This is a genomic window from Sphingobium indicum B90A (assembly GCF_000264945.2).
Classification (GTDB): domain Bacteria; phylum Pseudomonadota; class Alphaproteobacteria; order Sphingomonadales; family Sphingomonadaceae; genus Sphingobium; species Sphingobium indicum.
In genome coordinates this window covers 2768650-2781600 of record NZ_CP013070.1, presented here as the reverse complement: position 1 = coordinate 2781600, position 12951 = coordinate 2768650, and the positions used below count along the sequence as shown (strand labels likewise).

Sequence of the window (12951 nt, the reverse complement as noted above, 5' to 3'; positions counted from 1 at the left end):
AAAACGGAAGCGTCATCGGGAACGCGAGCATCAAGGGCCGCGCGCAACGATCGCGCCGTCCACCGCCTCGACCTCCGCAAACAGAGACGCGAGCTTTTCCGCACCTGGTTGGCCAGCATGAACGGAGTAGCCTTCGCGGGCGCGGCGCTTCACAATCTCGCCATCGACATAGTCGCCCACCCCAACTGATCCGCGATCGGTTCGGATCGCTTGGAAATCGCTCTAGTCGCGCCATTGGCGTCTTGATAAAGTGTATCTACACTTTTCTAAAAGCGGTCAACAGGATTCTGACTGAAGATCGGGGGTGACCGTCAACTTCAACGGCTTCGGATCAGGCAGCTTGCTGCGTTCAGGGGCTTGTCAGTTTCTCCGGTCCGCCGCTCCTGTCCTGTTCGCAATCGCTCGCCCCGCCGCAGATGCGCGCGACCGCCTCGGCGATTTCGCTGCTGGCCGTCATACTCTTCGGCAATGGCCTTGGTCCGCTGCTGGTCGGTCTTGCGAGCGACCTGATGGCATGGATGGGATATGATGCGGGGTCCGCGCTGCGGGCGGCCCTGACCATCACCACCGTGCCGGTGCTGTGCGCCGCGATTCTGTTTTTGTCAGCGGCGCGCCATTTAAAGGCCGATCTCGGCGAGATATGACCCTCACGCGAAGGTGAAGGAGCTGGATCAGCGAAGGCGGTCGAAAGCGATCGGCTTCCCGCCGCTCAGGCGGGCCGGCGGAATCCCTATGCCTTTTCCAGGGTGCACTGTAGCGGGTGCTGGTTCTGGCGGGCGAAGTCCATGACCTGGTTCACCTTCGTTTCCGCCACCTCATAGCTGAAAATGCCGCAGACGCCGACGCCGCGCTGGTGGACGTGGAGCATCACGCGGGTCGCCTCCTCCATGTCCATGCGGAAGAATTGCTGGAGGACGTGCACGACGAATTCCATCGGCGTGTAGTCGTCGTTCAACATCAGCACCTTGTAGAGAGAGGGCTTTTTCGTCCGGGCGCGGGTGCGCGTGGCAATGCCGACATTGGGACCGCCCGAGCCGTCGCCCTGGTCGTCCTGATCCCTGCCCGCCATCGTCACGGAATATGCCATCGTCGTGGAGCTGCTCATGATGGGCGAGGATATGGCGATTTGCTCCCGCATGGCAAGGGGTCCTGCCGGGCGTAAACCATCCTTCCTGGCGGGAATGGCATGGGGGAGAGTGAAATGGGTGGCTTCCCGCCATTCCCCATCTCGTCACCCCGGGCTTGACCCGGGGTCCCGCTGCCTTTTCCAGGCGGGCACTCAGAAAGAAAGCGGGACCCCGGATCAAGTCCGGGGTGACGGAGGGGCTAACGTCCGCCATTGGCCATGGGGCATCCTTCGGAAAAAGGAAACGGCCCCTGCGACGGGGCCGTTTCTTTCTCGCAAGCCCGAAGGCCGGGGGTCAGGCGGCGAGCGCCTTTACCTTGTCGGTCACCACGGTCACGCGGGCGGTCAGCGGAGAGGCGACGTCGCCGGCCAGCTTGATCAGCGCTTCGCTGCTCTTGGCCGCTTCCTTGGTGAATTCGTCGAAGCTGCTGGAGAGCAGCTGGCTCTGAAGCTGGAAGAATTCGGTCGGCGTCTTCACGGTCGAGAAGCTCTTGAAAGAAGCGGTCGCCTTTTCGAAGCTCTTGCGGCTGTAGTCCACGGCTTCCTGGCCCAGGGTCTCAAAGCCCTTGGCCGCGATCTTGCCGGATTCGACCAGCGCTTCGACATTGCCCTTGGCGATGTCGCTGAATTCCTCGATCGCCTTGGTCGACTTCTCGACGCTCACCTTCGCCTTCTCGTTCAGGTCGGCATAGACCGTTTCGAGCTTGGCCTTGGTTTCTTCCGCGAATTTCTTTCCGGTCTCGATCACATCGTTCATCATTTTCGTTCCTTCTGTGGCGGGCAGCAACATGGGCTCTAGCGGCCCGGCCCCGGATAACAGGGTCTTCGATAGGTCCGGTTGCGCCGCTGTCGGCTTCGCAACCGGCTTGGACCTGGGCGTCTCCGCCTTCGGCGCCGCGGCGACGGGGGCGGGTTGCGGGGTCACATCCTTCACCAGTTCCGGTTCGGGCGCCGCGTCGACCGCCGTGGTCGCCGCGATCACCGCTACCGGATCGGCCTTCGCCGCCGGCGCAGCCTTCGCCGCGGGCTTGGCCGCCGGAGCGACGGCCTTGGGCGGGGCAGGCTTTTTCGCGGCGGGCTTCGCCCGGGCGGGAGCCGGCGCCTTGATCGCCGCTTCGGCGGCCTTCAGCGCCTCGCTGGCGGAGAGGGTCGACGACGCCTTCTTGGCGACAGGCTTCTTACGCACTGGCTTTGGGGTAACGGCCATGGACCAACCTCCATTTGTTGCAGTGCACAATATAGAAATCGCGCCGCCGTTGCAAGCGCTTTTGTGCAGTGCAGCAAAATTGCCCGTACGACCCGTCGCTTCGGCAAGGCGGGCTGCCGCAAACGGGCCGCCCGCGAAGGAACTGGAGCGGGTTTCGATCTGAGCGAATCAGATCGCCGCTCTTGATTCTTCGTTTTCCGCGATTTCTTGACCAGCGATCGGAACCGACCGCTTGGAAACCGCTAACGGGTTTTCACATAGCGGCCGGGGGCGTCCTCCAGCGCCTTGAGTCGGCCCTTGCCGGGGCGACGGGCGCCCTTCACCGGGACGGTGGCGGGGGCCTGCCCGCGAATCCACTCGATCCAGTCGGGCCACCAGCTACCCTTTGTCTCCTTCGCATGGGCGAGAAAGGCCTCCAGGGTCGGCTGCGATTCGGCGCAGGTCCAATATTGATATTTTTGCGCGGAGGGCGGGTTCACCACGCCCGCTATATGCCCCGACCCCGCCAGCAGGAAGCGGATCGGGCCGGAGAAATGCTCGGTCAGCTTCCACACGCTTTCCAGCGGGGCGATATGATCTTCCCGCCCTGCCTGCACATAGGCGGGCGTCCTGACCCGGCGCAGGTCGATGGGCGTGCCCGCGACGCTGATCGCGCCCGGCTGCACCAGCAGGTTGTCGCGATAGAGCTGCGTCAGATAATCCTTGTGCCAGCGCGCCGGCAGGTTGGTGGTGTCGCCGTTCCAGTAGAGCAGGTCGAAGGGCGGGTAATCCTGCCCCAGCAGGTAGTTGTTGACCACATAGTTCCAGATGAGGTCGCGCCCGCGCAGCAGGTTGAAGGTCGCGGCCATGTAGCGCCCGTCCAGGAAGCCGCCGGAGGAAAGCTGCTCCACCATCTTCATCTGCTCGTCGTCGACGAACAGGGTGAGGTCGCCCGCCTTGCTGAAATCGACCTGGGCGGTGAAGAAGGTGGCGCTGGCGACCTTGTCCGCCTCGCCCCGCGCCGTCAGCAGCGCGAGCGTGGCGGCCAATGTCGTCCCCGCCACGCAATAGCCGATGGCGTGGACGCCGGGCACGCCCAGCAGGTCGCGCACCGTGTCGATCGCGTCGATCTGGCCGTCCAGGATATAATCGTCCCACACGACGTCCTTCATCGAGGCGTCGGCCGATTTCCACGACACCAGGAAGACGCTGATCCCCTGGTCGACGGCCCATTTGACGAAGCTTTTTTCCGGCGACAGGTCGAGGATGTAGAAACGGTTGATCCAGGGCGGGAAGATGATCAGCGGCGTTTCCAGCACCTTGTCTGTCGTCGGGGCATAGTGGATCAACTGGTAGAGCGGCGTTTCCTTGATCACCTTGCCGGGGGTCGAGGCGATGTTGCGGCCAAGCTCGAACGCCGTGCCGTCGGTGTGGGTGAGCTGGCCCTTTTCCAGATCGGCCAGCATGTGCTGCAGGCCCTTAACCAGATTCTCGCCGCCGCTCTGAATCGTCTTCTGCACGACCAGCGGGTTGGTCAGCGGGAAGTTGCTGGGGGCGATGGCGTCCAGCAGGCCTGTGGTGGCGAAGCGCAGCTTGGCCTTCTGCTTCGGATCGACGCCGTCCACCGCGTCGGCCAGCTTCATCAGATAATCCGAGAGCAGCAGATAGCTCTGCCGGATCAGGTCGTAAAAGGGATGCTCGGTCCAGGCCGGGTCGGCGAAGCGGCGGTCGCGCGCGGCCGCGGGGCTATCCGATGGCGGGGGTTCGGGATGGTCGCGCAGCAGGCCGCCGGAATCCAGGAAACGCTGCCACAGCGCCAAGCCTTCATCGGCAAAGCCGGTCTGGATGCGCGCCACGGCTTCGGGGTCGAAGGGCAATGTCCGGCCGGTCGCGCCTGCCGCCTGTTCCAGCATCAATTGCTGCGCCCGGCCCAGCACCTGCGTCCATTGCTGCATGTCCTCCAGCGTGGGGAGGTGGGGTTCCATGACGTCCTGTGCTTTCATGGCCACCTTCCTTCGCCTGGCATTGTCCGGTCCGCCGCTTTCTCTGGCGCGTCGCGGGCTGGCGGGTTATAGCCGGATCGTGACAAGCCGAGTGCGCGTCACTTACTATTCCTTACAGCGAGCTTTCAGGAAAGCCCCAATGTCCGAAGAATTCTACCGCATGAAGCGTCTGCCGCCCTATGTCATCGCCGAAGTGAACGCGATGCGGGCCGCCGCGCGCGCCGCGGGGGAGGACATTATCGACTTAGGGATGGGCAATCCCGACCTGCCGCCGCCCGACCATGTCATCGCCAAGCTGTGCGAGGTCGCGCAGAAGCCGAGCGCGCACGGCTATTCCCAGTCGATGGGGATTCCGGGGCTGCGCCGGGCGCAGGCCAACTATTATGGCCGCCGCTTCGGCGTCGATCTGGACCCGGAGACCGAGGTGGTCGTGACCATGGGGTCGAAGGAGGGCCTTGCCAGCCTGGCCACCGCGATCACCGCGCCGGGGGACGTCGTGCTGGCGCCCAATCCCAGCTATCCGATCCACATGTTCGGCTTCATCATCGCGGGGGCGACCATCCGCTCCGTGCCGACCACGCCGGACGAGCATTATTGGCAGTCGCTGGAGCGGGCCATGGCCTTCACCGTGCCGCGCCCCTCGATCCTGGTCGTGGGCTATCCGAGCAACCCGACGGCCGAGACCGTCGACCTCGCCTTCTATGAGCGGCTGGTCGCCTGGGCGAAGGAGAACAAGGTCTGGGTGCTGAGCGACCTTGCCTATTCCGAGCTTTATTATGACGGCAATCCGACGCCCTCCATCCTCCAGGTGCCGGGCGCCAAGGATGTGGCGGTGGAATTCACCTCGCTCAGCAAGACCTATTCCATGGCGGGCTGGCGCATCGGCTTTGCCGTGGGCAACCGGCAACTGATCGCGGCGTTGAAGCGGGTGAAATCCTATCTGGACTATGGCGCGTTCACGCCGATCCAGGCGGCCGCCTGCGCGGCGCTCAATGGGCCGCAGGACATCGTGCAGAAGAACCGCGAGCTTTATCACAAGCGCCGCGACGTGATGGTGGAGGCCTTTGGCCGGGCTGGCTGGGACATTCCCGCGCCCAGGGCGTCGATGTTCGCCTGGGCGCCGCTGCCCCCGGCGCTCAAGGACATGGGGAGCCTGGAATTTTCCAAGCAGTTGCTGACCCACGCCAAGGTCGCGGTCGCGCCGGGGGTCGGCTATGGCGAGGATGGCGAGGGCTATGTCCGCATCGCCATGGTGGAAAATGAGCAGCGGCTGCGGCAGGCGGCGCGCAACATCAGGCAGTATCTGAAATCCATGGGCGTCAACACGCCGGCCAAGGGCGCTGCCTGAGGGGAATAGGATCGGGAGATGAGGGACGTGCTCCTGCGCGGGCACTCGAATGAGACAAGTGGCTCATGAGAGCCCAGTTCTGCCCTCGGAATGTCATTCTACCGTTGGAACTGGGCTCCTGCCTTCGCAGGAGCACGCTTCCCCAAGGGCATGATGGCATGCAACCTGTACAGCCATTTCAACCCTTGCCATTTTCCTCGCTCTGCGCTGCTTTGACACGATGATCGCACTTCCCCAGGTTTCGCAGGTCGCGCAGACCATCCAGCTCGCCTTGGCCCCCGTCTTCCTGCTCGCGGGCATCGGGGCGTTCCTGAACGTCTGCGTCGGGCGGCTGGCGCGCATCATCGACCGGGCGCGCAAGGTGGAGGACAAGATCCTCGCCTCCCGCGGCAAGGAGCATGACCGGATGGTCAGCGAGATCCGCGTGCTGGACCGGCGGATGAGCGTGGTCAACGGCGCGATCTTCCTGTCGGTGGCGTCGGCCTGCGCGATCTGCCTGGTCGTCATCCTGTTGTTCGCCGCCAACCTGCTGGGTTCGCACCTCGGCACGCCCATCGCGATCCTGTTCAGCCTGGCCATGGTGTTGCAGGCGGCGGCCTTCGCCACCTTCATCCAGGAAATCCGGCTCGCCTCGCGCACCATCCACATCCGCAACGAAGTGCTCTATCACAAGGTCGAGGAAGAGGGCGCGGGATGACGAAGTTCACGGTCAACGACCGGCCCGTCCAATATCGCATGGACCCGGCGACGCCGCTGCTCTGGGCGCTGCGCGACGCGTCGAACCTGACCGGAACGAAATATGGCTGCGGCACGGGCGATTGCGGCGCCTGCACGGTCGACATAGACGGGGAGGCCGTGCGTTCCTGCCAGGTGACCATCGCCGCCGCGGAGGGGAAGTTCGTCACCACCATAGAGGGGCTGTCGCCCGATCGCGGCCATCCGCTGCAACAGGTGTTCGCGGCGGACAATGTTTCCCAATGCGGCTACTGCATCCCCGGCGTCATCATGGCGGCGTCGGCGCTGCTGCGGCGCACCAGCGATCCGAGCGATGAGGAGATCGACGCGGCGATCACCAATATCTGCCGCTGCGGCATCTATCCCCGGCTGCGAGGCGCGATCCAGCGGGCGGGACGGGTGATGCGGGGCGAGGAGGTGGTGGACGCCGTCCCGCCATCCGGCATCGCTCCGGAGGAGGCGGCGAAGGCGGTTCCGGCGCTGCGGCGGCCCTAGCTTCAGCCGAAGCGATAGCCGGACACGGTCCAGCCCAGCACGGTGCTGCCATGATTGCGCACCGCCTTGTCCTTGCCTGCCGCGCCGAGGGCGACCATCAGGGGCAGCAGATGCTCCTCCCGCGGGTGGGCGAAACGGGCATGGGGCAGGTCGGCCCAGGCCGCGACGCGGCGGGCGCGGCTGGCCGGGTCGGGATCGGTCACGGCGGCGGTCAGGGCGTCGTCCCACAGCTTCGACGGCGCGGTGGCCTGGGAACCGCGGACGCGCAAATTGTGGAAGCTCATGCCCGAACCGACGATCAGCACACCTTCGTCGCGCAACGGGGCGAGGGCGCGTCCGGCGGCGATGTGCGCCGCCGGGTCCAGATCGTGGCGGAGCGAGAGTTGGACGAGCGGAATGTCGGCTTGCGGCAGCGCGACCTTCATCGGGATGAAGACGCCATGGTCCCAGCCGCGCTCCTCCTCCGTTCCGGCGGGAAAGCCCGCCTGTTCCAGCAGGCCGGCGGCGCGGCGGGCGAGCGCGGGCGCGCCGGGCGCGTCCCAGCGGAGCGCATATGTGTGCGGCGGAAAGCCATGATAGTCGAACAGCAGGCCGGGCCTTTCCCCGTCATGGACGGTGAACCGGCTTTCCTCCCAATGGCCGGAGACCAGCAGGATCGCGCCGGGGCGTTCGGGCAGGGTCGCGACGATGCCCGCCAGATAGTCCTGCATCGGCTGCCACATCGGGTCGCAATGCGGGCGATCGGGGTCGCTGGGGTCCATGAAGAAGCAGGGGCCGCCGCCATGGGGGATGAAGAGAGTCGGCTGTCTCATGCCCACGAGATCGGATGGATTTGGGCGCAGCGCAAGCGGGGCGCTGGAAACGGACTGTTTCAGGTGGGGCGTGAAAGGCGGCGGCGGGCGGCCCTCAAGCTTCGTTCTCTTACAGCACGGGGGCGATGGCCTGGGCCAGGGTGGCGCCGGAATAGGGCTTTTTGAGCAAGGTCACGTCGCCGAAGCGTTCGGGCAGGTCCAGCCCGTCGCCATAGCCGGTGGCGAAGAGGAAGGAGACGCCCCTTTCCGCCAGCAGTTCCGCCACCGGAAGGCTGGTTTCATTGCCCAGGTTGAAGTCCAGCACCGCCAGATCGACCTCATGGTTCGCAATCGCCTCCCGCGCGCGGCTGACGCTGGCGGCGGTGATCACTTCGGCGCCCAGGTCGCGCAGCGCGTCCTCGCCGTCCATGGCGATGATCATATTGTCTTCGACCAGCAGGACGTTGCGGCCCTTGAGCAGCGTGGGCGCGGGCGCAGGGGCGGGGGTCGCGCGTTCGGCGCCGACGACGTCGGGCAGGACGGAGGCGACATGGGCGGAGGGGATGCAGAATCGCGCCTCCAGCCCGGAAAGGCGGTAATGCACCTCCGCCCGGCCATCGAGATCATAGGGGATGGACCGTTCGATCACGGTCGATCCGAAACCCCGGCGCGTGGGCGCGACCACGGCGGGTCCGCCGCTTTCCCGCCAGTCGAGCAGCAGGCTGCCGTCGGCATCGACGCGCCAGTCGATGGCCACGCTGCCATTGTCGGACAGCGCGCCATATTTGGCGGCGTTGGTCAGCATCTCATGGATCACCAGCGCCAGCACGGTGAAGGCGGCGGGGGTCAGCAGGACATTGGGGCCGGTCAGCTTCACCCGGTCGCGCCGCTCGCCCAGATAGGCGGCCGATTCCACCTCTATGAGGTCGTAGAGCCGGGCAGGCGCCCAGCGGTCGGCGGTGATCTGGTCATGGGCGCGGGCCAGGGCATGGACGCGGCTTTCCAGCGTGTCGATGAACTGGTCGACCGACTGGGCATTGTCGCGGGTCTGGGACAGCAGCCCCCGGATCAGCGAGAGGATGTTGCGGACGCGATGATTGAGTTCGGCGATCAGCAATTCCTGCTTTTCATGCGCCTTCTGCCGTTCCTCATGCGCGGAATCGGACAGGCGCAATATGACCTCCAGCAGGGCGGTGCGCAGCGCCCCGGCCACGCGCAGTTCGGCGGCGGTGAAGGGCACGGCGGTGCCGCGCACCAGTTCCGACCACTCCTCGAAGCTCTTGCGGGGGGAGAGGCGGGGACCGTTGGGACCATATTCGACATGCTTTTCCGGACTGCCCGCCCAGCGCACCGAGCGGAGCTGTTCCGCCCGGAACAGCACCACATAGTCGCGGGGACGGCGCGACAGCGGGATGGCGAGCAGGCCGGCCGCCCGATCGGCATGGGCCGCCGCTTCGGGCAGCAGGCGAGCCAGATGGTCGGTGGCGAAGACCTGGCCGGCGGCCGTCCGGTTCAGCATGGCGACGATGGCGGCGAAGCTGCGCTCGTCCGGGCTGAGGCCCGAAAAGGTCATCTGGCCGTCGATATAGACGCCCACGCCGTCCGCCGGGATGGTGTCGAAGATCACGTCGCCCAGCCAGCGGGCGTTGGACAGCAGGTCATGGTCCTGCGCCACCGCCGACATCAGCCGGTCGGCCACCTGCCGGGCCTTGCCCTCATAGGCGGCGGTTTCGCTGCGCTCGCGATTTTCGAGCATCATCGAGAAGATCTGGCCGAACAGTTCGGCCGCGCTGCGCTGCGCGAAGCTGGGCAGGCGGGGACCATAATGGTGGCAGGCGAACAGGCCCCAGAGCCGCCCTTCGACGATGATCGAGATGGAAAGCGAGGCCCCCACCCCCATATTGCCGAGATATTCGATATGGATCGGCGACACCGCCCGCGTCAGGCAGAGCGACATGTCGAGCGCCGCGCCGGAGGGATCGAGTTGAGGCACGACGGCAACCGGCCGCGCCCCGACGTCCGCGATCACGCGGAAGATGTTGCGCAGGTAGAGCGCGCGCGCCTGCGCGGGAATGTCGGACGCGGGATAATGCAGGCCGAAGAAGCTGTCGATGCCGGGACGCAGCGCTTCGGCCACGACTTCGCCGTCGCCGCCCTCCGCGAAACGATAGACCATCACCCGGTCGAAGCCGGTCAGCGCCCGCACCTGCCGCGCCCCGTCCCGCAGGAAGGCGGCCATGCCCTCCGTCTGGCCGAGCCGCGAGACCATGGAGCGGACCGTGCTGCTGGCCTCCATCTCGTCATGGGATGCCGGTTCGGCCTCGATCACGACCAGCGATCCGGAGAAATGGACGGCGACGTCGAACGGCGCGACGCCCTCCATCAGGGCGAGCGAGAAGATGCGCTCCACCGCGTCGGGGCCGCGCAGCAGGGTGATGCGGTTGCGCAGGGAATGGACCGCCTCCGCGCTGAAGATGCCGCTGATCGGCCGGCCCAGCATCTGTTCGGGCGAAAGGCCGATATGGTCGGCGCTGTTGGCCGACACGCGCGACACCAGCCAGTCGGCGGTCAGCGCGACCAGGAAGCCGAAGGGCTGGACCGTGCCGGGGACATGGATCGGCTCCCGGTCGCAATTGGCGAGGTCGACGGCGAAACCCCCCGCCGGGATATTGCCGTCAGCCATGGGCCGGCGCCGTGCCGCCGGCGGCGGCCGCGAACAGGCCGAAGGCGGCCTGCGCGCCGCGTATGGCATCGTCGATCCATGGCTCGCCGCCTTCGGCCGCGGCATCGTCCAGCCGACGCTGGAACGCGGCCCAGCCGCCCTTTTCATGCACGGCGGACAGATAGGCGCGGGGCAGGCCGGGGCCGACGCGCCGGGCGAGCATGGCGCCGCCCAGCCGCGATCCTTCCAGCGTGTAGCGGACGCCCCAGCGGCAGGCGTCGGACGGGGAGGGCGGCGCGGCGAGCGGCGCGGGCAGCGTTTCGCCCAGGTCCGCCAGATCGCGCGCCAGCAGCGGCAGGCGCGGCGCATCGGGCCGGGCCATCTCCTCCAGCGGGGCGAGCGCCCTGGCGTGGGCCTTCAGGAAAGCGGCATAGCTGGCGCTGTCCTCCAGCGAAAAATGGGAAAACAGGTCGTCGACCCGCTGATGGCTTTCCATCGTCGCTTGGCGCAGGGCCTGGCGGGCGCTGCCGGCAGTGGGCGTCATCGTCACCCCGCATTCCTAAGGGGGTTTGCGGGGCGATGCTCTGATCTGGATCAGCTTTTGCCGTTCCTGGCCATATTTCCGGTGATTTGGGCGCAACCGATGCTCATCCTGCGCCGGGGGATTCTTTCAAATCGCTGACAGACGGGTTCAGCATCACGACATGGCCCGAGTCCTAGAAGCGGAATATGAGGGGCGAATGGCCCCGTGATACGAAAGCGAACGGCATGTTGAGGAAAATGATGCTGGCGGGCTTGATGACCGCGACGATATTGGGCGGAATCGCCCCGGCCCATGCCCAGCGGGGCGAGGATGGCGGCTGGCGCGGACGCGGCGGCGAACGGTCGGCCCGTCCGGACGGCGGCCGTGGCGGCCAGGGCGACGGACAGGCGCAACGCCAGTGGCAGGGCGGCGAGATGCGGCAGCAGCGGCCGGAACGCTCGGCGCAGGCCGCCCAGCCGCAATGGCGCGGCAATGAAGCGCGGCCGGAGCAGCGCGGCCCCGCGACGGTCACCCGCTGGAACCGCGACCAGCAGCGTTTCGAGACCACGCCGCGCGGCGACGACAGGAACCGGCGCGGCTGGAACGGGCGGGACGGGGATCGGCCGAACTGGCAGGACAACCGGCGCGACAATGACCGCCGGGACTGGAATCGCGACGATCGGAACCGGAACGACCGGGATCGGGGCGACTGGAACCGGAACGATCGGGACAGGCGCGACGACCGCCGCTGGAACGGCGGCGGTTCGGGCTGGAACGGCGGGTCCGCCTGGAACGCTGGGCGGCGCTTCGACGACCGCACCCGGTGGCAGGGGCAGAGGCGCTGGGACAATGGCTGGCGCAACGACCGGCGCTATGACTGGTACAGCTATCGCGCCCGCTATGGCGACCGTTACCGGATCGGCCGCTATTATGCGCCGCGCGGCTGGAGCTATGGCTATTCGCGCTTTTCCATCGGGATCTTCCTGAACAGCCTGCTCTATTCGAACAGCTATTGGATCGACGATCCCTATTCCTACCGCCTGCCGCCCGCCTACGGCACGCTGCGCTGGATTCGCTATTATGACGACGCGCTGCTGGTCGACATACGCGACGGCTATGTGGTCGACGTGATCCACGATTTCTTCTGGTGATGCCGGAAGACAGGCGCTCCTGAACTGGCCTTCAGGACATACTGGGCCCGGAGCCGTGAGGTTCCGGGCCCTTTTCATTTGCGCCGGGCGCCCGCGCGGTGGCAGGAAAGCGGCATGAGCGAGATTGTTGACGATGGCGGCGTCGCCTCCGCGGCGCGGGCGCGGATCGGGGAGACGGTGCGGGCGCGGCTGGAGCGCAATCCGATGGTCAGCCGGATCGATGCGCCGCACCTTGAGATCTATGGCCGGCAGGAATTTCTGAGCGCGGAGGAATGCGCGGGCCTGCGGGAACTGATCGATGCGGGGGCGCAGCCCTCCACGCTGTTTTCCGGCAGCGCCAATGCCGATTACCGCACCAGCGCGAGCTGCCATCTGAGCCCCTGGAGCCCGCTGGTGATGGCGGTAAGCGACCGGATCTGCGCGCTGATGGGCCTGGCCGGGGAGCATGGCGAAACCCTGCAGGGGCAGCGCTACCAGGCCGGGCAGGAATATAAGGCGCATTGCGACTATTTCCCGGTGACGGCCAGCTATTGGCCGGCCATGCTGAAGACCGGCGGGCAGCGGAGCTGGACGGCGATGATCTACCTGTCCCCGGTGGAGGCGGGCGGGGAGACGCATTTCCCCCATTGCGGGTTCATGGTCCCGCCGGTGGAGGGCATGCTGCTGATGTGGAACAATATGGAGCGGGACGGATCGCCCAATCCGTTCAGCCTGCACGCCGCGCGCCCGGTGGAGCGGGGCGCGAAATATGTCGTCACCAAATGGTTTCGGGAGCGGCCCTGGACGCCCTGATCCCCCGGCCGTCGCCGTTTCGGCCGCTGATACAAAGTGCGACATAAATGACTGATTCCTGACCGTTTCATTCCCGGCATGTTCAGGTGGCCGGACGCATAACCGTCTTCGTGGTCGGCGGAACCGGCGGGCCGGGGGA

General features: G+C 66.4%; 13 protein-coding genes. 6 read left to right on the top strand and 7 right to left on the bottom strand.

All coding sequences use genetic code 11. The features are described 5' to 3' along the window. Positions 1-30: 30 nt before the first annotated feature. A complete protein-coding gene (locus SIDU_RS13515) occupies positions 31-180 on the bottom strand; it encodes a hypothetical protein (RefSeq protein ID WP_025772772.1) in 150 nt (49 codons plus the stop codon). Positions 181-416: 236 nt separating this feature from the next. On the opposite strand from SIDU_RS13515, the gene SIDU_RS13510 reads away from it, so the two are divergent. Continuing rightward, on the top strand, positions 417-644 hold the full coding sequence (locus SIDU_RS13510) for a hypothetical protein (protein WP_007683078.1): 228 nt from the start codon (positions 417-419) through the stop codon (positions 642-644). Between the two features lie 86 nt (positions 645-730). Here the strand turns inward: SIDU_RS13510 and clpS are convergent, their stop codons facing one another. From clpS to SIDU_RS13495, 3 genes are all read right to left on the bottom strand, one after another. After that, positions 731-1138: an ATP-dependent Clp protease adapter ClpS gene (gene clpS / locus SIDU_RS13505; protein WP_007683081.1), complete on the bottom strand. Its 408-nt coding sequence runs from the start codon at positions 1136-1138 to the stop codon at positions 731-733. A 283-nt stretch (positions 1139-1421) separates the two neighbouring features. Beyond that, positions 1422-2333: a phasin family protein gene (locus SIDU_RS13500; protein WP_007683083.1), complete on the bottom strand. Its 912-nt coding sequence runs from the start codon at positions 2331-2333 to the stop codon at positions 1422-1424. Between the two features lie 242 nt (positions 2334-2575). Continuing rightward, positions 2576-4315, bottom strand: a complete 1740-nt coding sequence (locus SIDU_RS13495) for a PHA/PHB synthase family protein (protein ID WP_007683087.1) — start codon at positions 4313-4315, stop codon at positions 2576-2578. A gap of 139 nt (positions 4316-4454) precedes the next feature. Here SIDU_RS13495 and SIDU_RS13490 point away from each other — a divergent pair, with 139 nt between their 5' ends. From SIDU_RS13490 to SIDU_RS13480, 3 genes are all read left to right on the top strand, one after another. Beyond that, positions 4455-5663 (top strand): LL-diaminopimelate aminotransferase, encoded by a 1209-nt coding sequence (locus tag SIDU_RS13490; protein ID WP_007683089.1) that lies wholly within the window; start codon positions 4455-4457, stop codon positions 5661-5663. 220 nt (positions 5664-5883) lie between these two features. Then, positions 5884-6360: a DUF2721 domain-containing protein gene (locus SIDU_RS13485; RefSeq protein WP_007683091.1), complete on the top strand. Its 477-nt coding sequence runs from the start codon at positions 5884-5886 to the stop codon at positions 6358-6360. Continuing rightward, positions 6357-6893 (top strand): (2Fe-2S)-binding protein, encoded by a 537-nt coding sequence (locus SIDU_RS13480; protein WP_007683092.1) that lies wholly within the window; start codon positions 6357-6359, stop codon positions 6891-6893. The genes SIDU_RS13485 and SIDU_RS13480 overlap by 4 nt, the downstream gene beginning before the upstream one ends. 2 nt (positions 6894-6895) lie before the next feature. On the opposite strand, the gene SIDU_RS13475 is transcribed toward SIDU_RS13480, so the two are convergent. From SIDU_RS13475 to SIDU_RS13465, 3 genes are all read right to left on the bottom strand, one after another. Continuing rightward, entirely contained in the window at positions 6896-7705 is an 810-nt protein-coding gene (locus tag SIDU_RS13475) for a DODA-type extradiol aromatic ring-opening family dioxygenase (RefSeq protein WP_025772771.1), read from the bottom strand. A 109-nt stretch (positions 7706-7814) separates the two neighbouring features. After that, positions 7815-10367, bottom strand: coding sequence for an HWE histidine kinase domain-containing protein (locus SIDU_RS13470; protein ID WP_007683095.1), 2553 nt, complete (start codon positions 10365-10367; stop codon positions 7815-7817). Continuing rightward, positions 10360-10890: a biliverdin-producing heme oxygenase gene (locus SIDU_RS13465; protein WP_007683097.1), complete on the bottom strand. Its 531-nt coding sequence runs from the start codon at positions 10888-10890 to the stop codon at positions 10360-10362. Before SIDU_RS13465 ends, SIDU_RS13470 begins: the two co-directional genes overlap by 8 nt. Positions 10891-11114: 224 nt before the next feature. Here SIDU_RS13465 and SIDU_RS13460 point away from each other — a divergent pair, with 224 nt between their 5' ends. Further along, positions 11115-12020: an RcnB family protein gene (locus SIDU_RS13460; RefSeq protein WP_073507195.1), complete on the top strand. Its 906-nt coding sequence runs from the start codon at positions 11115-11117 to the stop codon at positions 12018-12020. Between the two features lie 114 nt (positions 12021-12134). Continuing rightward, positions 12135-12812 carry a prolyl hydroxylase family protein gene (locus SIDU_RS13455; protein ID WP_007683101.1) on the top strand — a complete coding sequence of 226 codons (678 nt, stop codon included), beginning with the start codon at positions 12135-12137 and terminating at the stop codon, positions 12810-12812. Positions 12813-12951 lie beyond the last annotated feature (139 nt).